This window comes from Waterburya sp. (assembly GCF_058530065.1).
Genome location: NZ_JBZNBU010000038.1, coordinates 1 through 19470 on the forward strand (window position 1 = coordinate 1; position 19470 = coordinate 19470).

The 19470-nt window shown below is 39.0% G+C and carries 19 protein-coding genes; 14 read left to right on the forward strand and 5 right to left on the reverse strand.

The features are described from left to right. From AC33VI_RS02600 to AC33VI_RS02610, 3 genes are all read left to right on the forward strand, one after another. A partial coding sequence (locus tag AC33VI_RS02600) for a GDSL-type esterase/lipase family protein (RefSeq protein ID WP_491780712.1) occupies positions 1-1456 on the forward strand: 1456 nt, incomplete at its 5' end. Between the two features lie 546 nt (positions 1457-2002). After that, positions 2003-2767, forward strand: coding sequence for a hypothetical protein (locus tag AC33VI_RS02605; protein ID WP_491780713.1), 765 nt, complete (start codon positions 2003-2005; stop codon positions 2765-2767). Positions 2768-2881: 114 nt separating this feature from the next. Continuing rightward, on the forward strand, positions 2882-3484 hold the full coding sequence (locus tag AC33VI_RS02610; protein WP_491780714.1) for a PAP/fibrillin family protein: 603 nt from the start codon (positions 2882-2884) through the stop codon (positions 3482-3484). 101 nt (positions 3485-3585) lie between these two features. On the opposite strand, the gene AC33VI_RS02615 is transcribed toward AC33VI_RS02610, so the two are convergent. After that, positions 3586-4509, reverse strand: a complete 924-nt coding sequence (locus AC33VI_RS02615) for a cobalamin-binding protein (RefSeq protein WP_491780715.1) — start codon at positions 4507-4509, stop codon at positions 3586-3588. 144 nt (positions 4510-4653) lie between these two features. Here AC33VI_RS02615 and AC33VI_RS02620 point away from each other — a divergent pair, with 144 nt between their 5' ends. The 6 genes from AC33VI_RS02620 (at position 4654) to rlmB (ending at position 10137) form a co-directional block, all read left to right on the forward strand. Further along, a complete protein-coding gene (locus AC33VI_RS02620; protein WP_491780716.1) occupies positions 4654-5292 on the forward strand; it encodes a TetR/AcrR family transcriptional regulator in 639 nt (212 codons plus the stop codon). 21 nt (positions 5293-5313) lie between these two features. Next, positions 5314-6816: a hypothetical protein gene (locus AC33VI_RS02625; RefSeq protein WP_491780717.1), complete on the forward strand. Its 1503-nt coding sequence runs from the start codon at positions 5314-5316 to the stop codon at positions 6814-6816. A 203-nt stretch (positions 6817-7019) separates the two neighbouring features. Continuing rightward, positions 7020-7889 (forward strand): Tab2/Atab2 family RNA-binding protein, encoded by an 870-nt coding sequence (locus tag AC33VI_RS02630; RefSeq protein ID WP_491780718.1) that lies wholly within the window; start codon positions 7020-7022, stop codon positions 7887-7889. Between the two features lie 537 nt (positions 7890-8426). Continuing rightward, entirely contained in the window at positions 8427-8792 is a 366-nt protein-coding gene (locus AC33VI_RS02635; RefSeq protein ID WP_491780730.1) for an STAS domain-containing protein, read from the forward strand. A 90-nt stretch (positions 8793-8882) separates the two neighbouring features. Further along, positions 8883-9296, forward strand: coding sequence for a Mini-ribonuclease 3 (locus tag AC33VI_RS02640; protein ID WP_491780719.1), 414 nt, complete (start codon positions 8883-8885; stop codon positions 9294-9296). Further along, positions 9280-10137 carry a 23S rRNA (guanosine(2251)-2'-O)-methyltransferase RlmB gene (gene rlmB, locus AC33VI_RS02645; RefSeq protein ID WP_491780720.1) on the forward strand — a complete coding sequence of 286 codons (858 nt, stop codon included), beginning with the start codon at positions 9280-9282 and terminating at the stop codon, positions 10135-10137. Before AC33VI_RS02640 ends, rlmB begins: the two co-directional genes overlap by 17 nt. Before the next feature lie 223 nt (positions 10138-10360). Here the strand turns inward: rlmB and AC33VI_RS02650 are convergent, their stop codons facing one another. Together AC33VI_RS02650 and AC33VI_RS02655 are read right to left on the reverse strand one after the other, a co-directional pair. Beyond that, on the reverse strand, positions 10361-11749 hold the full coding sequence (locus AC33VI_RS02650) for a TldD/PmbA family protein (protein ID WP_491780721.1): 1389 nt from the start codon (positions 11747-11749) through the stop codon (positions 10361-10363). A gap of 72 nt (positions 11750-11821) precedes the next feature. Continuing rightward, positions 11822-12676 (reverse strand): LolA family protein, encoded by an 855-nt coding sequence (locus tag AC33VI_RS02655; RefSeq protein ID WP_491780722.1) that lies wholly within the window; start codon positions 12674-12676, stop codon positions 11822-11824. A gap of 175 nt (positions 12677-12851) precedes the next feature. Here AC33VI_RS02655 and AC33VI_RS02660 point away from each other — a divergent pair, with 175 nt between their 5' ends. Beyond that, a complete protein-coding gene (locus tag AC33VI_RS02660) occupies positions 12852-13262 on the forward strand; it encodes a VOC family protein (RefSeq protein ID WP_491780723.1) in 411 nt (136 codons plus the stop codon). Between the two features lie 264 nt (positions 13263-13526). After that, positions 13527-14120, forward strand: a complete 594-nt coding sequence (locus tag AC33VI_RS02665) for an endonuclease dU (protein WP_491780724.1) — start codon at positions 13527-13529, stop codon at positions 14118-14120. 25 nt (positions 14121-14145) lie between these two features. Here AC33VI_RS02665 and AC33VI_RS02670 read toward each other — a convergent pair whose 3' ends face one another. Further along, the gene (locus AC33VI_RS02670) at positions 14146-14814 is read right to left on the reverse strand and encodes a TVP38/TMEM64 family protein (protein ID WP_491780725.1); all 669 of its coding nucleotides are present in this window, start codon (positions 14812-14814) and stop codon (positions 14146-14148) included. A gap of 379 nt (positions 14815-15193) precedes the next feature. Here AC33VI_RS02670 and cruF point away from each other — a divergent pair, with 379 nt between their 5' ends. From cruF to AC33VI_RS02685, 3 genes are all read left to right on the forward strand, one after another. Continuing rightward, positions 15194-16075 (forward strand): gamma-carotene 1'-hydroxylase CruF, encoded by an 882-nt coding sequence (cruF, locus tag AC33VI_RS02675; protein WP_491780726.1) that lies wholly within the window; start codon positions 15194-15196, stop codon positions 16073-16075. A 66-nt stretch (positions 16076-16141) separates the two neighbouring features. After that, positions 16142-17296 (forward strand): 2'-O-glycosyltransferase CruG, encoded by a 1155-nt coding sequence (gene cruG / locus AC33VI_RS02680; RefSeq protein ID WP_491780727.1) that lies wholly within the window; start codon positions 16142-16144, stop codon positions 17294-17296. A gap of 848 nt (positions 17297-18144) precedes the next feature. Next, entirely contained in the window at positions 18145-18921 is a 777-nt protein-coding gene (locus tag AC33VI_RS02685; protein ID WP_491780728.1) for a TIGR01548 family HAD-type hydrolase, read from the forward strand. A gap of 112 nt (positions 18922-19033) precedes the next feature. Here the strand turns inward: AC33VI_RS02685 and gifA are convergent, their stop codons facing one another. Next, positions 19034-19225 carry a glutamine synthetase inactivation factor IF7A gene (gene gifA / locus AC33VI_RS02690; protein WP_491780729.1) on the reverse strand — a complete coding sequence of 64 codons (192 nt, stop codon included), beginning with the start codon at positions 19223-19225 and terminating at the stop codon, positions 19034-19036. Positions 19226-19470: the final 245 nt, after the last annotated feature.

Here is a 19470-nt window from a genome sequence, read left to right on the forward strand (position 1 = left end):
CGAGATTGATGCTTATATTTCAGAAGATTGGAACAATGGATATAAGTTAGAAGTAGATTTGACCGCAGAAACTAATGTGGAAGATTGGCAATTTGATTTCGATTTTGATCAAACTATTCGTGCGATTTATGGTGTCGATCTGATTGATAATGGCAGCGATAACTATAGTATCAAGGGTCTAAATAGCCAAGCTAATTTAAGTTCGGGACAGTCGGTTAAAGCGATCTTTATTATTGATGGTGATAGTTCCCAAGCTTCTATTCCTAACTTTATCATCCCTGACTCGGAAATGCCCGACTCCGATATGAATGAGACCCCTGAAACTCCCGAAACCCCAGAAGAGCCGACCGATGATGACAATTCAGTTGATTCGGAAGTACCAACACCTCCTGTGTCATCTCCGCAAAAATTTACTGCTAATAATTCCTTATTTAACTACGATGGCAGAATTGATTGGTCAAATCCCCAAGCTCCTGCCTTGGGCAATCCTGGCACATCAGTAGAATTCAACTTTACTGGTACTATGCTGCAAATCGAACTTTCAGAAGATACGTGGGGTAGCGAAAACTACGTTGATGTTTATTTGGATGATAATCCAGAACCAACTACCATCAAACTGCGTCGCGAAAATGGACAACCAGTAACTTACAACATAGCGACCAATTTAGAAAATAAAGTTCACAATGCAGTTATCTACAAACGCAATGATTACCTAACAGGAGAGTTTGAATTTCACAGTATCACCATTAACGGTCAATTACTTACTCCCAATCCAGATTCTCAACGCACTATTGAAATATACGGAGATTCCATTTCTTCTGGAATTGCTGTAGAGTATCCTTTTACGGGAGTCCAAGACCCTCAAGGTAGTATTACCGATATATCTAACGCCTACCATACCTATGGTTCAATTTTAGCCAGAAATTATGATGCGGAGGTTTCTTTAGTAGCTCAAGGAGGAGTTTCTTTAGTCAATGGTTTCGGCTTCTGGAATACTTTTTGGAACAATGGTACTGGGGCAGAGGCAATTTATGATAAAGTTAAGCCTTTGCACAATGCTCCCACCTGGAATTTTGCCAATTATGCTGCGGATTTAGTGATAATAGCCTACGGTCAAAATGATTCTTCTACAGTTGGTAACAGCCTATCTCCTCAACAATGGAAAGATCGTTATAAGCAACTAATTGCTAATTTACGGGCTAAACATCCCGAAGCTTATTTTGTGGGTATGTTCCCTAATATGTTTCACAATCCTCAGTGGGACAACTATGTTATTGATGCGATTGACGAATATCGTCAAGAATATAACGATAATAGAGTCTTTTCTTTGATTCACCAACAGGTAACTCCAGGTCATCCTCGCATTGCCGAACAACAATTAATGGCAGATACCTTAGAAGAGTTTATTGATGGAACACTGTCAGCCAATGGTTTTAATTGGGAATTGGCAGATTAGGACATATAGCCGTTCTACCCACTAGTAAATAATCACTATAGGGTTTCTCTAATTGGTGAAGTACACACAATCAACAATTAACCATCAACAATTAATTGATTTGTAGCCAACCAATTGACAAAAGTAATATGCTCTTCTGGTAAATATTTCTATAATCCCATAAAATGCTTTTTGTCAAAAATATATTAAATTACTGTTACTTTTTGACATATAACAGTTTGTTAAGGAAAGTCATTTTTGACGGTAATTTAATAGTTTTATTCTCAATAAAAAAATTCTGCTACCAAAATATAGTACTTGTAGAGGTTAAAAATATTTTTGGTACTGTAGTCCCTAAAGCCACATCAATTATAGCTTATTATTCCTATTTTTGCGTTGCAGAGAATCGTTAGTTTGAGTTTTATTAAAAGGTGTAACGATAGAAATTTTAAAATTATTTTTACTCTAAATCAAAGCAGCACTTATATTTAAAATTAAAAAAATCTGCACCATTGTTTTGCTAGTAACTAGCAATGATAAAATTTCTGAAAAAGTTGAGCAAGACCAATGTTTCAGGAATCAACTCCATCTCAAAAACCAACTCCTCCCTTGCTAACTACAATGACTGGGGAATCCTATCAACCCGTGAGGATTTATTATCAAGTGGGTCAGAAAAATGCGGTTTTAGGTAGATTTAAACGGTTGCGCTGTATCGATCGCGATCGCGAGGAAAATCGTTGGGCTTGGCTTTATACGGAGGAAGCTAAAGAGCTTAAATTTCAAAAATCCTATCAAGATATTCCCAAACAATATCGTCCTATAGTTTTAGGTTATTTTTCTTTTAATGGAGACAAAGAACTGAGACTAGATGTTCGGTCTTTTGAACGGGCGATCGAAGCCATATCTTTTTTCGATCGCAAGATTAATCGTAGATTAGCTAGGATAACTAACCTAAAAGTGGTTAATAAATTATTTCCTGCAACCCTAGATCGAGAAGAATTATCCCAACACCACAATATTTTTTTTGAACAACGTCAAGCAGTTAACCATAAAGACGAACTAGAGAAGTTAGAAGAAATAGCTGCGAACTACGCTACAGAAGAAGAGCGACAAGAAGTAGCTTTTGCTTATATAGAACAACACATGAAGCAAGTGCTTCCTGAAGTAGAAGAATTAGAAACTCATTTTTATGAAGATGGTATCGAATCTATTGCTATGTGCTTGAGAGTTAGATACATAGAAGCAATGGAACATTGGAAAGGAAATAAAAACTTCAGTCAATTTGACATTATGAGTACTCTTTTAGAAAATTCTGATGAAGCAAACCTATAAAAGATTATTCATAAAACAAAAAGAAGACGAAAATTCGATCGCAGTCAAATTCAACAGATAGGGGAGAAGTCACACTCTCCCCCAACTCTACTCAACCCTTACCCTGGTTTAAAGATGACCCAATTAAGCCAAGAATTAAAAATTAAACTGTTCGATCGCATCGAAACTATAGGCAGAGAAAAATCTCTCTTACCTTTTTCAGAAGAATTAATTGATGAAACTATTAGGCAGCTAGAAACAGTTAGTCCCATAACACAGCCTCTTTCCCCGAATCATATTCCCACTCTGATTGGAGATTGGCAGTTAATTTATGCTTCTAACGGGACGGTAGTTACCAGACCGATTGCAGAGATAGTTAGTATTTTGCGTACTGGAATTCAGGTAAAAAGAATTTGGCAATCTTTAAATAGTTTGAGTGGAGAAATTAGAGCCAATAATCAAGCATCGATCGCCCTGCCATTGATGGGAGAATATAAATTAGGCGCAGAAGGTGTTTGGCAAGCTGCAACTGACGCTCGCACTGCAAAAGTTAAGTTTAATGCTTTTACCGCCCAAGCTACTAGTTTTTTGGGTCAATCGGATTGGACTTTGCCAGAATTGACGATTCCTGTATTAGATTTTCTACAAAATGAGGCAATTTGGATTACTTCTTATCTAGATGAAGATACCAGGATCGGACGAGGAGCAACGGGGAATTTATTCGTATTTCGTCGCTAACAACAGTTAGGGCAACTAATAGAGCTATTGCACAAATCGAAATTAATAACTAATAACTAATAACTAATAACTAATAACTAATAACCAATAACTAATAACTCTTAAAACTGCCGCCAACTTTTATGGCGATAGCCAAACTCAAATAACTGGGGATGGAAAATCTCAGCTAAGATTTCTGCTGAATCGACCAATCTCGGTCCAGGACGATTGAAATAGGCATTACCATCAATAATAAATACTTGGTTGTTTTTGACGGCGGTTAAATCATTCCAGTGGGGGTTTTGAGTTAAAATCTGCGATTCCAATGCCGTACGTTCTAAATCAAAACCACAGGGCATAATGACAATAATATCGGGGTTGGCTGCTACTAAATCTGACCAAGCAACATAAGGAGAATGTTTGCCTTTAACGCCAAGAAGAGGCTTTCCCCCAGCAATTTCAATTAGTTCGGGAATCCAATTTGCTCCTACCATTAATGGGTCAGTCCATTCGATCGCGACTGCGGTAGGTTTAGTATCTAGATTTTGAACTGTTTGTGTAATATGATTGAGGCGATCGCGCAACTTATCTAATACAGGCGCCGAATCGACTCCAAGGGTTTGAGCCACCCTATTTATATCGTCCCAAACTTCATTGAGTAAATCTGGCTGGAGAGAAATTACTTGAGGCTGACAATTAGTCAGTTTTGCGATCGCCCTTTCTACTTCTGGTAAATTAACCGCACAGACATCGCATTGGTCTTGGGTAATAATATGAGTCGGTTGAAGTTTTGCTAGAGTTTCTATTTCAATTTCGTAAATGCTTAAAGCCTCTTGAATCAGAGTTTGAACGTCAAGATCGATTTGGTAACTTGGTTGATGGCTATTAAGTCTAGCTTTAGTACATACTGGTAAATCTTTAACCAAGAGAGGATAGTCACATTCGTGCGATCGCCCTACTAGAGCATCGGTCAAACCCAAACAATCAATAATTTCTGTCGCGCTGGGAAGTAGGGAAACAATTTTTAATTGGGCAAGATCGGTCATTTAATTTACTATGTGACATTAAACTTCTATCTTTAGTTTATTTCTAAACAAAAATATATTTTGTTTTTAGATTAAACCAGTCGCCCCCAAATTGCTATATCATAATCCCACTATAGTTTTTAGATAATTATTATTATAATTGCCATGCAAGTTTTTTCTCAGCAAGCTTGGAGAGAGATGCGTCAAACTCCTCAAATAGAAGAAGATACGCGCAGTAAGATTTTGCAGGCAGCCCTCAAGTTATTTGCCAAACAAGGATATGATGGCACGACTACTAAAGATTTAGCCAAGGCAGCAGGAGTGGCAGAAGGAACTTTATTTCGTCACTTTGCTAACAAAAAAGCCATCTTGGTTGAAGTGGCTACTGCGGGATGGGTGGATATTCTCACGGATTTATTAACAGAATTAAGCGAGATGGGCAGCTACAAAGCAGTTTCTCAAGTAATGCGTCGTAGGATGATTAATATGAGAAAAAATGGCGATTTATTGCGAGTTTGTTTTATTGAAGCTCAATACCATCCTGAATTGAAAGAAAGCATTCAAACGGAAGTAATCAACAAAATGACTGATGTGGCAGAAGCTTTTTTTGAAACGGCGATGTCCAAGGGGATCTATCGTAAAATGAACCCCAAAATCGTCGCTAAAGTCTTTTTAGGTATCTTTGCGATCGCGGGTTTTTCGGAAGAAACTATTATCAATCCCGACGCATCGCCCCAAGCCATGCAAGAAATGGCGGAAGGAATTTCTGATATCTTTTTAAGGGGAGTTTTAAATCACGATTAGTTAAACATAGTTATCAATTAAATGACTATCATACAGAGATCTTCGACAAGAGCCAGAAAATATCGCTCCAATCTTTGGTTTGAAAGATTTATGGCTGTGGTAGCAGTAATTAATTTAATTATTGTTGGTTTCGATCTCACTTATGTCCCTTTACGAGATTTTTGGCTATCTGGTAGAGTGACCATTGGTAGTATTAATTCGGCATATATCAAGCTCGATGGCATTAAACTAGATCTGCTGCCCGAAGATGTCTCGGAATTTATTATTCAATACGATGCCATTAAAGGTATTATTCCCAACCGAGATACGGAAGAATATTTAGAGAAGGTAGAGCAGTTACGGGGAGAATTAATTGCTAATGGGGTTAACTCTCCCGCAACCAAAAACTTATTGGGGGATCTCCGCCGTCGGAGTATTGAAATAATTCAAACCAACGCTTTTTCCGAAGCAAATAAAACAGGAAATCTTGAGCGAATCAAAAATAGAATGCGATCGCATCTCCCCAATCGCGATAATTCTGCCAAAACATCTTTCTGGAGATATTGGACTGTAGAAAATTTTCAAGGAAAAGTTGCAGAAGAATTAGAATTTTACGATCGCCAACTCCAACTCTTATTTAAAACTAACTACTATCGTATGATCTGGGAAAATGGCGGTTATGTAGATTATTTTGGTTTAATTGATTTTCCCTTCGGAATTTTCTTTGGTTTAGAATTCTTGGGACGCACTTGGTTAATCAGTCGCCGTCGTATTGGCGTTAGCTGGCTAGATGCGATGCTTTGGCGTTGGTACGATATTTTTTTCTTACTTCCCTTTTGGCGTTGGTTGAGAGTGATTTCCGTAACGGCTCGTTTGAGTCAAGCACGGTTAATCGATCTCCACTCTATCCAAAAGCAACTCAGTCAGGGTTTGGTAGCGGGAATTGCTGAAGACGTTACCGAAGTAGTCATTATTCGTCTCATCAATCAAATACAAAGTTCGATTCGCAAAGGAGATATTAGTCGTTTACTTTCCGAACAAACTGCCAATCCCTATATAGACATCAACAATACTAATGAAACTGTCGAAATAGTGAGAATTCTGGCAAAAACCATCGCCGATCGCGTGTTGCCTGCCATTCAACCAGAAGTAGAAAGCCTACTACAATACAGTATTGATAAGGCAATTCGCGAAAGTCCTGCCTATCGCAGTATTTCCTTTTTACCTGGAGGCGAGCGTACTATTGCCAATTTAACTAATCGCTTAATTGCCCAAAGTTATAGTGCTTTTAGCAGCACCATCCAAACCATATTAGAAGAAGACGAACAATTCGATCGCTTATTAGAAAGCCTAGTTGCCAATGTGGGAACAACTCTTTCCAGTGAATTACAAGCCCAACAAAGCATGAATAAAATCGAGCTACTGCTAATCGATTTACTAGAAGAAATCAAAATTAACTATGTCGAGCGTTTATCTCAAGAAGATATTGAAGATATTCTCGAACAAACCCGTCGTTTGCGTAGTTCTTTAAAAATTGGAGAGTAAGGGATAATTCGATAATTATTTCAATTAATTTTTATATAGTATTTACGTATTGATAACAAGCTTAAATAACACTACCTACTCCCTACTTCCTACTTGTTCGAGATATCGTATGGTTTTTATTTAGAATGACTATACACCCTCTGTATCTGTAAACTGATAGATATACCTACATTTTTAAATCGTAAAATAACTATAGAGCGAACATGAGTAGTACAGTCTGGGAATTAGATTTTTATTCCCGTCCAATATTAGACGAAAAAGGAAAAAAGCTATGGGAAGTATTAATTTGTGAAAGTCCCAATGATATCGGTCGCTCGCCCGATACTTTATTTAAGTACTCTCAATACTGTTCTAGTTCTAGGGTTAACTCCCTCTGGTTGAAAGAAGCTATCGAAAAAGCGATCGCCGAAGCTGAAACTACCCCCAAGAAAATTCGTTTTTTCCGTCGTCAAATGAACAATATGATTGTTAAGGCTTGCGAAGACGCGGGAATTACTCCTTTGCCCAGCCGTCGCACCTATGCCTTAAATCAGTGGATTGAAACCAGAATTCAGGATGTTTACCCCAATGAAGCAGGTTATGATGAAAAAACTGCTCGCAATGCTTCGGTTCAATATCCTCCCCTCAATGCTATTCCTCTCCCCGACGCAGTAAAAGGCGATCGAGGAGATAAATGGACTTTGGTCAGCTTGCCCGCATCGGCATTTGATGAAATGAAAGAATGGGATATTGCTTTTCAAGAATCTTTTTCTCTTTCAATGGCAAATATTACTCCCGATGCGATTGTCCCTGGTTTAATTATTTATTCTCCTCGCGCTACTCCCTTGGCAGCTTGGATGTCTGGCTTAGAAATGGGCTATCTTCAGTTAGAAAAATCCATACGCTCTCAATTGAGATTGGAAACAGGTTTAAGCGATAGCTGGACTTTAGTCAATCTAACCAACAAAGAAATGATTGAAGAAGCAGAAAACTTTGAAGCTAGAAAACAAAAAGCGAATGGAGTTCACTTTCTCGCGGTTCAAACCGATCCAGATTCAGAATCTTTCGCAGGGTTTTGGCTGTTGAAGGAGTAGATTTCTGATTCGACAGACGAAAAAACACTTTGTCGGTATAGACAAATTGAAAAAGATCGGTGTTTATACGAATGTATTTTAAAAATTTAAGCAGTAATATTCAATCAACCCTTAAAAAAATCAATATTTTTGTTTTCACTGGTAATTTTTAAAATAATTCCTCTTGCTCTGCAACCCTGCTTACTTTATCCCAGCAGGGTTTTTTGTGTTCTTTTGCTCAAAAGTGCTATTTCTTCATCAACTTTGGGACAAATTAAATTATTAAACAAAGTATATTTCTCGACAAAATTAAACATTATTTGTGAAAATGGGCTATACTTTACCATTGACAAAGTTAACAGTAATTTAAGTCATTATCCTAGTACATATCTTTTACCCTAAAATTGGCGTTGACTAATAAATAGCTAATTTATTAGGTTTTACAATCGATCGATTAATCTATATTTAGGAGTCTATTTTTTCGGTTTTAGATATTACCCTTGGTAAGACGAACTATTATACTGTTATAAACCACAAGGTAAAGTTGAGGAGGGGGCTATTCCTGAACAGCTAAACCTGACTGTAAGCTTAAGAGGCACCCGTGAAGTCAGGGAAAATTATCAAATGTTTCATCTCACTGGATTGCTAGATGCCTTTTCCGAACCTGCATTTCGTAAAGTCATCGGTAATTGTATAGAACAGGGGCCAAGTAACATCGTTTTGGTTTTAACACAAATTGATTTTATCGATAGTTCTGGTCTAGGTGCTTTGGTGCGATTAGTTAAGCAAGCGCAAACTGCTGGCGGTAGTTTGCAAGTTGTGACTAACCCTAGGGTTACACAAACTGTTAAGCTAGTTCGCCTAGAGAAATTTTTATCTCTTCAACCTTCGGTTGAGATAGCCCTAGAAAACTTAAAAAAATAACATCGAGCGGGATGTAATTCTACCAGAGCAAGATAAAATAACTTTAACAATACGCCAACAGACGCGGCTCAACCATGGGTAAATTAGAAAATGGCAGATGGAATTAAAGCGGTTCAATTGACTCAAATTGAACGCTTATCTCCAGTCGCCTTAGCATATGTAGGAGATGCTGTGTTTGAGCTATACGTTCGCCACAAATTTCTCATGCCACCAAGACGAATGAGTGATTATCACAATCTGGTCGTTACCCAGGTAAGAGCCGAAAGTCAGGCGGTGCATTTAACAAATTTATTGCCTTATTTAACAGATTCAGAAAAAGAAATTTTACGTCGCGGGCGCAATGCCTCTACAATGAAGCCTCGTCGTTTATCGCGCCAAATTTATCAACAAGCAACTAGTTTTGAAGCTTTAATCGGCTATCTTCACTTAACCGATCCAGAGCGTTTGTCAGAATTGCTAGAAAAATTAGATCTCGAACAATTATTGAATGAAACAGAAAACTAATTCTAAAAAAAACTCTTTTAAGAAAAAAATAAATCTCGATCGCCCCAACCGAGGCAAAAAAAAACCAATTTCAGAAGAGCGAGTTAATTCTACCAACGAACCAAAAGAAGAAATCGATCTGACCTACGGTCGCCATGCAGTCTTGGCAGCTTTAAAAAGCGATCGCCAAATTAATCGGATTTGGGTGACAGAAACTTTGTTGGGTCACGGACAATTTTATCCCCTAATCAAAGCAGCTAAAGCGGAAGGCACGATTATCGATGAAGTTGATTCTCGTCGTTTGTCTAATCTTACTCAAGGAGGCAACCACCAAGGTATTGCTGCTCAAGTCGCCCCATATTCCTATTGGAGTTTGACGGACTTAATCGATCGCGCCAAACAAGTTACCGATCCTGTAATTATCATTGCCGATGGTATTGAAGATCCCCACAACTTAGGGGCAATTATCCGTACTGCCGAAGCTTTGGGAGTCCTAGGCATTGTTATTCCCCAACGTCGGGCGGTGGGAATTACTTCTACCGTGATGAAGGTGGCAGCAGGAGGATTGGAGAATATGGCAATTTCTAGAGTTACCAATCTCAATCAAGCCATTAATAAACTCAAAGAAGCTGGTTTTTGGATTTATGGCACTACTGCCGATACGGATAATTTATTGCATAAAACCAACTTTAGCGGTGCAGTAGGCTTAGTAATCGGCTCGGAGGGTAAGGGCTTAAGCCCACTTACAGAGAAAAATTGCGACCAATTAGTAGCCATTCCTTTAGTGGGTCAAACTCCAAGCCTCAACGCTTCTGTAGCAGCAGGGATCGCTCTTTATGAAATATTTCGACAAAGACATTAAGAAGTCAGGAGTCAAAAGTCATACCAATTAGAAAAAAGAATGTGACAGATATCCTGTAGTGTGGGCAATGCCCACGCTACCTTGAGATTATTTTCATCTGTCGCAAACATTAGTTAATTTGATATCAGAAGTCAGAAGTAGCTACGCTTTATTGCAGTCACCCCGTCACCTTGTCCCCTAGTCTCTCCCTCACCCCATCGCACAAGCCGTTATGGGTTATAGGTTACCTGCCGCCCACAACGACATTCTGAATGCGAATGTGAGGACCACCGACGCTAACGGGTAGGGGCATTTGACCGCCTTTACCACAACCGCCATTGGTGTAGAGGGTGTCGCTAGAGATGGCATCGATATCTTGTAAGGTTTGGAACACATTGCCCGAAAGGGTAACATCGCTTACGGGTTCGGCAATTTTACCATCCCGAATCATATAGCCTTCTGCAGCAGCAAAAGTAAACATTTCACCATTGGTTTGTCCTCCCAACATTCTGACGGCATATACTCCTTCTTTGATGCCTTCAAACATCTTTTCTAGGGGAGTATCTCCAGGTTCGATCGCCGTATTGGTCATTCGCACGATGGGGGGATAGTTAGCCCGAATTGCTCTAGCATTGCCCGTAGGTGCTTCGGTCATTTTGCCCGCAGTTTCGCGAGAATGCAATCTTTCGGTTAATACGCCATTTTTAATTAAATATTTTCGCTGTCCTGGTACACCTTCATCGTCGTATTTCATCGAACCAGGTAAGTTTTCCATAGTAGCATCGTCTACTACGTTTAGTTGGGGAATACCCATGGGTTTGCCTAGAGTTAACAACTCTTGCATTTTGGGGTTTTCATAAACAAAGTCTGCTTCGGAAAGATGTCCGAAAGCTTCGTGAATAAAGACTCCCGCGAGATAGGGATCGAGGATTACAGTATATTGACCCCCCTTAACGGGTTTTGCCTCTAACTGTCTGACAGCCCTTTCTGCTGCCCCTCTAACTCGATCTTCAATACCCACTAAAGCATCAAAATCATTGCGGGAATGAACCGATTCAAATCCCTGACGGACGATCCCATCTTCTCCTCTAGCGATCGCAGCAAAGCGTCCGTTAATATCCAATCTTTCTTGAATGATACAACTGCCCGTAGAGTTAATAAAGGTTTTAGTACTAAAGCGATCGCCAATACTCGCCATGGTGGTTTGAATGCGAGGGTCGAAGTTTAACAGGATTTCGTTATAAGCTTCTAATAGTTTGCGTTTATCTTGTAAAGAAACCGTACGAGGATCGCGCTTAATTTGTTCGGGGACAAAATCTTCAATGGGTTCGACTGCTGCCAGGTTCGTTTTTTCCTTGCCCACTAATTTGGCTTGGGAAATTGCCTCTTCAATTCTGGTATTTAATTCTTTTAAACCGTTAAAAGTAACAAAACTCCAACCACCCTTATGACAGGCTCTAATTCCTCCTCCCAATGAAAAACTGCGATCTACAGCATCTAACTGTTTACCGCGAAAAGATAATCCTGTAGATTCGCTTTGTTCGACGCGAATTTCTAGATAGTCTACTTTATCTTGGTATGATGCGATCGCCTGTTTGATTTGTTCTGCTGTAGCCGTAGCTGCTGTAACCATATTGATTTTATTTAGATGTTTGATCAAGATCGTGCCTAGATATTCATTGTAATATTTGCTTTACAAAAGTTTCTAAAAAGGCAGAATCTCAATCTGTTGGGGGGATTGTGCGGCATTTTCTGGGGGCTCGAACATAAATGTCTCTTCGGCGATCGATTCGGGAATAGTTAAATTGACTGCTGTTTCTTGACTGGCTAATTGCAAGCCATTTTTACTCCCCGATAGGTCTAGTCTGGCTAAATTTCCCCGTTGAGGCTCGATATAAACAGTGGCTTGAAGATCTCCCGCAGTGCCATTAATGTCGTAGGCTCTATAGGTAGTCCCTGCTATTTCTTCGTTTCTAATCGTCAAGTTTTCTAAGTCGAGCTTAGTAAATTTCTGGAAATATTTTAATAGTTGCGCTTCGGGTAACTTAGCGAGAAAATTACCCAAAATTCTTGAGCCGCCAATATTTTGACGAGTACTAACATAGAAATAAGACAGAGTGCCGATTAAAAATCCTTCTCTAGTTTGGAGAAATTCTTCGATATTACTAATGGAATATTGATTGGTAGCTAAATTGTAGATCCAGACTTGACTGCCATCGCTGACAATTTGGTAAGTCTTTCCTGGTAAACCATTCGGACTGACAAAAGTTATTTGAGAATTGAATTTATTTGGTGCTGCTACTGTAGTATCTATTTGGGCGTTGGAAGTAAAAGCACTGCCAGGAATCTCTCCTGTAATTTCCATGACCGATTCTAATTGATAGCGTTCTAAACCAAGAAATTGTTTTACCCCTCGCACTAAAGGAGATGCTTCTGTTTCAGGTTCGTTAGGGGAAGAATTAGTAGTTGGAAGTTCGCTATTGTTTTGAGCCAGAGTCTGAAGCGGGGTAAGATTACCCCAAATAAAAAGAGTAGAAATTAGAAATAAAAATACTTTCATAGTTTTTCGGATATCGATTTTTCCAATTTTATTGTTCTTCAAAACAATTGGGTATTATTTGAAAACGAACAATGGATAATTGAAGCTAAATTTTTTGACGCTCGGGGTAGATTAACCAGTAATTATTCTGTGATAATGCTCATATCACTTAAAAGTTGTTTTCATCCAATCTCTAATGAAATTTAAGTACGCTTATACCAGATTGCACGTTAAAGATTTTCGAGCTTGTTATGAGTTTTATCGAGATATTCTAGGTTTAGAGGCAACTTTCAGTTCTGAAATAGATCGCTATGTAGAATTGACTAATGGTAAAGTCAAATTAACTCTTTTAAATCAAAACCAAATTAAAGAATATGTAGGTACTCAAACTAAATTTTCGTTTGAAACCAACAGCGATCGCATTGCCTTGAGTTTTGAAGTAGCAAATGTGGAAGAAGCTTGTCAGTACCTCCAAGAACGAGGAATTGAAATTGCTAGTCCCCCTTGGAACGTTATTGATTGGGGAATGAAATTAGTTTTTATACGCGATCCTGAAGGAAATTTAATCGAATTATTTGAATCTGGCAGCATGACTGGGGCAGAATAACCTATCATCATTCAAAAATTTAAAAATCTGACTGTTGATAGTAACAATCTCAATAAATTTAGGCTAGAAGTTATCGCCCTACGGGAAATTTTAGCAACCAGCAACTTTTTATTAAGGAGACAAAGCAACTGCCGATACTAGCGATCGCCGTTCGGAAACTGCTGCGGGAAATATCTTTCAGCTTCAGCCAGAAGTGACTGGCAAACCCGAATTGCTATCTCGCATTAATTTATAATTCCTATTTATTAATTGTAGAGATTAATTGTGAATCAAGCTAAATTAGATTTCCTTCTTCGCCATCAGCGTCAAATTCGGGTAATTGGTTTCGACGATGCTCCTTTTCAACGCCATTCTGGCAAACCTGTAGCGGTGGCGGGGGTAGTATGCAGTTTGACCCGTTTTGAAGGAATGTTGTGGGGAAATGTTCGAGTAGATGGTTGGAACAGCACCGAAAAAATAGCCGAGATGCTGCTAGCCAGCAAATTTTATCCCCAGGTGCATTTAGTTTTACTGGATGGGATTAGTATGGGAGGCTTGAATTTAGTTAATTTACCTGCTCTTGCCAAACGTTTGCAACTTCCCTGCGTAGCAGTGATGAGAAAGTATCCTAAATTAGAAAAAATGCAAGCAGCTATTTCTTTATTGCCCGAACCAGAAAAGAGATTGGCAACTCTAGCTCAAGCAGGAGAAATCTATGATTATTCGCCTTTTTATTTTCAAGTATCTGGTTTATCAGCAACAATCACTGCTAGAATTCTGCAACGGCTGACCGATCGAGGTAACGTACCAGAAGCTCTTCGGTTGGCTCATTTAATTACTGCTGCGGTAATTAATGGCGAAAGTAGCAAGCGCGCCTAAATTCAATCAAATCAACAGTCAATAACTAAACTTTACTTTTCGCCTTATGACGCTCGCTTGTCCGATCTGAAATTTCTGCTTCTCTATTTCGATCTGTTTTAGAAAAAACAGTAGTTTGCATCAGCTTAGTAGTGTAGGCAATCGCCATAAAAGCCGTCACAAAACCGATTGCCGAGGCAATAATTTGTTTAATGTCGTTATTACCCGAAACTAAATTAGTACCGACAGAAGCAAGGTAAACATAAAGAGCAATCACAGGTAACATTGCTACCCAAGAAACAAAAATATACTGCCAAAAATTGATTTTGGTCAAGCTAAAACCATAATTTAGCACGTTAGAAGGAACGATTGGCGAAAGACGAGTCAGAAAAACAATTTTCCAGCCTTTTTGAGCTACAGCGCGATCAAATCTTCCCCAGTGAGGGCGATCGGCAATCCATTTATGAACTGTTTTTCGCGCCACAGTTCGCCCTAAGAGGTAGCAGATTGCTACGCTGAGAGTATCGGACAAGGAAACTAAAATTAAACTGGGTAAAAAGCCAAATAAACTACCTGCTGCCAAAAAGAGAAATATTGCTGGTAAGCCAAGCATTGTGGCTAAAAGATAAATACCAACGAACGCGGGATAGCCCAAGTAACCAAGAGAACTAAGCCATTGATGGGCTTGAAAAATCCATTCTTGGGAAAAAAACATAAAATATTAGCTTCCCAAATAAATTCGAGAGCAGAGATAAAGCCAAGACGAGAGCAAAATTAAGTATTTTCTCCCGCAAAATTAGAGAAATTGAAAGATGTGATTTTATAGATTGTCAACATTCGGAGTGTAGCTTAAGAACAATAATTTCTCAACAGCGTTATTCAAGTAGCTTAATCTCAATTTCGATGCTTGAGTCCAAATTTTGCCATAATTTGTTCTAATGAAGTCCAACTAAGATGTCCCAAGCAATTTTAAGCTCAAAAAAACTCAAAATTAAAATTAATTGTTCATTTTCCTATACATATCTTTATCAATCTTTATAAACTAAATCAAGGAAGCTAATTTTTACACAATCAACCTTGAGAGTAATTAATCTATGAATCGAGCATCTAAAGTAGAAAATTATTTGTTAATCGGTCACGTTTTAGCCATGACATTTGGCTTGGCAGGGATAGTCTTAGTACTACCTAACATCGAATTTCAAGCCAAGCTAGCGGAATTTGCTTGGGGTTCAAAAATCTTTGCCTGGTCTATGGCTGGGGGTGGAGTAGTCTATATGCTTTTGGCAACGGCAGCCGTGGCTCTCTATGCCTATCGAGTTTTGGGTAAATGGCACTGGTTGACTTTTATGTTACCCGCGATCGCTTTATCCCTTGCTAGTGAATTACTGGGTACGAGTACGGGGTTTCCCTTTGGAGAATATCGCTATCTTAGCGGACTGGGCTATAAAATTGCAGGGTTAGTACCATTTACAATCCCTTTATCTTGGTTTTATTTAGGATTTAGTGCTTATATCATTGCTTTAGCAGGTTTAAAAAGATTAAAACTCGACAATTGGCGGTGCGAATTGGGCGCAATTATTTTCGGTTCTCTATGTCTGACTTCTTGGGATTTTGTTCTCGATCCTGCCATGAGTCAAGCAGCTATTCCTTTTTGGATTTGGGATCGTCCTGGGGCTTTTTTTGGTATGCCCTATCAAAATTTTGCTGGATGGATGGGTACGGGAATGGTGTTTATGACCGTAGCTACTCTGTTATGGAGAGTCAAACCTTTTTTAGTACCCAGTAATGATCTCAAGCTTCCTTTGGCTATTTATTTGGCTAACTTTGCTTTTGCTATGGTTTTAAGCTTGGCAGCAGGGTTCTATATTCCCGTATTATTAGGAATTGTCTTAGGTATCTTGCCTTTACTAGTTCTCTATGGAATGGCAAGCGATCGCGATGTTGCTGAAGAAAATACTTTGGCTGCTAACAATTAACTATCTTCAATCATCTACAAATTACCCAGAACTAAAAGAGTGAATTTTGAGCTTTTCTATGGCTTAATGTTAGGAATTATAATTTCTCAACTAGTAGCCACGGCAATTTTATTATCACGCTTACTACGAGGTGCGCGTCGGCGATCGCCTTTGCCACCCCTCCCAGAAGATCCCGATCTTGTTGGTAAAGTTAGCGTGGTAGTACCTACCCTCAATGAAGCAGCCAGAATTACTCCTTGCTTGACTGGTTTGAGCTTGCAAAGTGGCGAACTGCGGGAAGCAATTATCGTAGACAGTAATTCCCAAGATGGCACTCAAGACATAGTTAAAGCAGCAGTCAAAAACGACCCTCGATTGCGTTTAATAACCGACGATCCTTTGCCCAATGGCTGGGTTGGTCGTCCTTGGGCTTTACACACGGGCTACCTAAATCTTGCCGATCTTAGCGAGTGGTTTTTAGGTATTGATGCGGATACCGAACCTCAACCTGGTTTGGTTAGCAGTCTAGTTAAAATAGCCGAAGCAGAGGGCTATGACATGGTTTCTCTTGCACCCCAATTTATTTTGCAATATCCAGGGGAATGGTGTTTGCAGCCTGCTTTGTTGATGACCTTGCTATATCGCTTTGATTCGGCGGGAGTTGATGCCCTTAATTCTAGTCGAGTAATGGCAAACGGACAGTGTTTTTTATGTCGCCGTAGGGTGTTAAAAAATCTCGATGGCTATAGCTCGGCAGCGAGTTCTTTTTGCGATGATGTTACTCTGGCAAGAAACATTGCTGCTGCAGGTTATAAAGTCGGTTTTTTTGATGGATCGCGGATAATTAAAGTAAGAATGTATCAAGGCGCAAAAGAAACTTGGGAAGAATGGGGGCGATCGCTCGATCTGAAGGATGCTGCCAACCCCGCTCAAGTTTGGGGAGATGTGCTATTTCTGGCGTGCGTTCAGGCTTTACCCATACCCCTATTACTTTTTAGTAGTTATTTACTATATTCAGGCAATAATTACCCAATTATACTTTTATTATGGAGCTTAAATGGCTTTTTATTGCTGTTACGTTGCGGAATGTCGATCGCGATCGCTCCTTCTTATTCTGGTTCGTCTTTCTTCTTTTGGCTGTCGCCTCTGGCAGATGGATTGGCAGTGTGGCGAATTTTTCTGTCATCTTTGAGTAAACCAACTAAATGGCGGGGTAGAACTTATGGTAATTCTAATCTTTAGCTAAAGATGAATTGGTCAGCCCACACCGACACCCTATAAGTTTCCGTGTGTGCCGACCTGAGTTCGGGTTGATAGATTGTTAGTGTCGATCTTTTGGGTTTGACTTCCCCTGATATAGAAATAATTCAAAACAATATGAGATGAAGCCGATAGTGGCGAATATGGGGAAGAATTTTCTCCTTCTCAAGATGCAGGTTCGATTATGTCTTATAATTTGCATCTGTTGATGGCTGGCTACGAAACCGAAACTTATCCTGAAGTTACAATCGGTTTGGAATAGTAGTAATAGTAATGGAAATAAGATAGTTCTCTATGATGGAAGCGAGATTATTGTTACCATTAATAATACTAACGTCAGCAGCGCATCTATTCCTAAAATTTCTGGCAATAACGTAGTTTGGAATGGTATTAATTCCAATAACAACCAACAAATATTTCTTTACAACGGACAAGAAACCATTCAACTTACCGATAGTAAAATATCAAAATCTCATCCTCAAGTTTCTGGAGATAATGTAGTTTGGACTAGCTATTTTGGCGATCGCGGTGACATATTTCTCTATAACGGCAAAAATATAATTCAGCTTACTAATAATAATTTATACGATTTTTTTCCGAAAATATTAGATAATAATGTAGTCTGGCAGCTATTTAATATTTCTGACGAAGGTGAAATAGAAAGTGTGAATATCATGTTGGCTACAATCGATGACACTGCATCCTCATTGAAATTGCCAGAGAATTTAAAAATCATTACCTCATCGACGATAATAATTTTGGGTTTAATTTTTCTGGTTTGGTTGAAAAAATTGTCAACCGACTGCTAAACAATTAATGGTTAATGATTAATGAATAAAGCAATTATTATTTTTGATATTGATGGGGTAATTCGCGATGTGGGTAATTCTTATCGTAAAGCGATCGCCGATACCGTAGAGCATTTTACAGAAGGTGCTTGGCGACCGACGATGGAAGACTTGGATAATTTAAAATCTGAGGGAATTTGGAATAACGATTGGGAAGCATCTCAAGAATTGACCTATCGTTATTTTGAAGCTATGGATAGGACTCGCACCGAAGTTGAGTTAAACTACGATCGCATTGTCGAATTTTTTCAAGAACGCTACCGCGGCAAACATCCAGAAAAGTTTGATGGTTATATCGCCGACGAACCTTTATTAGTTTCTCAGAGTTATTTCGAGCAATTACTAGTAAATAATATTGCTTATGGTTTTTTTAGCGGTGCTACCAGAGGTTCGGCAGAATTCGTTCTCAAACAGCGTTTGAAGCTAGATAATCCCGTTTTGGTAGCGATGGAAGATGCGCCCAGCAAACCAGATCCCACAGGAATGTTTGATGCGATCGCTCAAATCGAAACTACTCCCAGTAATGTTGCTGCATTTTATTTAGGGGATACGGTTGCAGATATGTACACTGCTGTTAAAGCCAAAGAAATTCAACCAGAACGAAATTTTATTGGTATTGGCATTTTACCCCCTCACGTTCAAATTTCTTCCGTCAGACAAAATGATTACGCACAAAAACTCATGGAAGCAGGGGCAGAGGTGGTTTTAAGTAATGTGGAAAAATTAGATTTGCAATTAATTGCAGATTTGAGCCAATAACGAGCGAACAAAATTTAACAGGCTTGGAAGAGGACAAAGCCTATTTCCAAACCCGCGATAGATATAGCAACTGATGATTATTTTCTGTGGGAAATTTACTCAATATTTTTCATTAACTCATAGCAGCATGATGACGGTTGCTACCAATATCGTTAACTGTTTTACCTTGAATATGATTGTGGAAGTTGAGATCTACATCTACGCCAATTTCATGGGCAGCGCGAGTTAACATGGATTTTTTACGATTCATAACTAGCTTCTGGTGGCGAGTTAGAAGCGAACGAGCTTGATTTTGAATAGACATATGCTATACCCTGATTTATTTTTACATCACAACTATAGCATAAGTTCTGTAACAATGGCTACATTTTTGTGTTGCTTGCTACTTTTAGATCGAGGAATATTACTACGTGAGCGTCCAACGAAAAAATTGAGTAAAAGAAAAGGTTGAGATATGAACCTCTTCAAAGGCTCCAGCATAGTTACAAATGGGACAATTACTGCGCTTTTCACATGGGTAGACCACATAATTAAACTTTAAAAACTAAG

What these genes read in the sequence shown, in the direction of transcription:
- AC33VI_RS02605 (WP_491780713.1), top strand. Translation starts at nt 2,003, where the DNA reads ATGTTTCAGGAATCAACTCCATCTCAAAAACCAACTCCTCCCTTGCTA.
- AC33VI_RS02625 (WP_491780717.1), top strand. Translation starts at nt 5,314, where the DNA reads ATGACTATCATACAGAGATCTTCGACAAGAGCCAGAAAATATCGCTCC.
- AC33VI_RS02650 (WP_491780721.1), bottom strand. Translation starts at nt 11,749, where the DNA reads ATGGTTACAGCAGCTACGGCTACAGCAGAACAAATCAAACAGGCGATC.
- cruF (WP_491780726.1), top strand. Translation starts at nt 15,194, where the DNA reads ATGAATCGAGCATCTAAAGTAGAAAATTATTTGTTAATCGGTCACGTT.
- AC33VI_RS02655 (WP_491780722.1), bottom strand. Translation starts at nt 12,676, where the DNA reads ATGAAAGTATTTTTATTTCTAATTTCTACTCTTTTTATTTGGGGTAAT.
- AC33VI_RS02660 (WP_491780723.1), top strand. Translation starts at nt 12,852, where the DNA reads ATGAAATTTAAGTACGCTTATACCAGATTGCACGTTAAAGATTTTCGA.
- AC33VI_RS02610 (WP_491780714.1), top strand. Translation starts at nt 2,882, where the DNA reads ATGACCCAATTAAGCCAAGAATTAAAAATTAAACTGTTCGATCGCATC.
- rlmB (WP_491780720.1), top strand. Translation starts at nt 9,280, where the DNA reads ATGAAACAGAAAACTAATTCTAAAAAAAACTCTTTTAAGAAAAAAATA.
- AC33VI_RS02620 (WP_491780716.1), top strand. Translation starts at nt 4,654, where the DNA reads ATGCAAGTTTTTTCTCAGCAAGCTTGGAGAGAGATGCGTCAAACTCCT.
- AC33VI_RS02640 (WP_491780719.1), top strand. Translation starts at nt 8,883, where the DNA reads ATGGCAGATGGAATTAAAGCGGTTCAATTGACTCAAATTGAACGCTTA.
- AC33VI_RS02670 (WP_491780725.1), bottom strand. Translation starts at nt 14,814, where the DNA reads ATGTTTTTTTCCCAAGAATGGATTTTTCAAGCCCATCAATGGCTTAGT.
- cruG (WP_491780727.1), top strand. Translation starts at nt 16,142, where the DNA reads ATGTTAGGAATTATAATTTCTCAACTAGTAGCCACGGCAATTTTATTA.
- AC33VI_RS02685 (WP_491780728.1), top strand. Translation starts at nt 18,145, where the DNA reads ATGAATAAAGCAATTATTATTTTTGATATTGATGGGGTAATTCGCGAT.
- gifA (WP_491780729.1), bottom strand. Translation starts at nt 19,225, where the DNA reads ATGTCTATTCAAAATCAAGCTCGTTCGCTTCTAACTCGCCACCAGAAG.
- AC33VI_RS02630 (WP_491780718.1), top strand. Translation starts at nt 7,020, where the DNA reads ATGAGTAGTACAGTCTGGGAATTAGATTTTTATTCCCGTCCAATATTA.
- AC33VI_RS02615 (WP_491780715.1), bottom strand. Translation starts at nt 4,509, where the DNA reads ATGACCGATCTTGCCCAATTAAAAATTGTTTCCCTACTTCCCAGCGCG.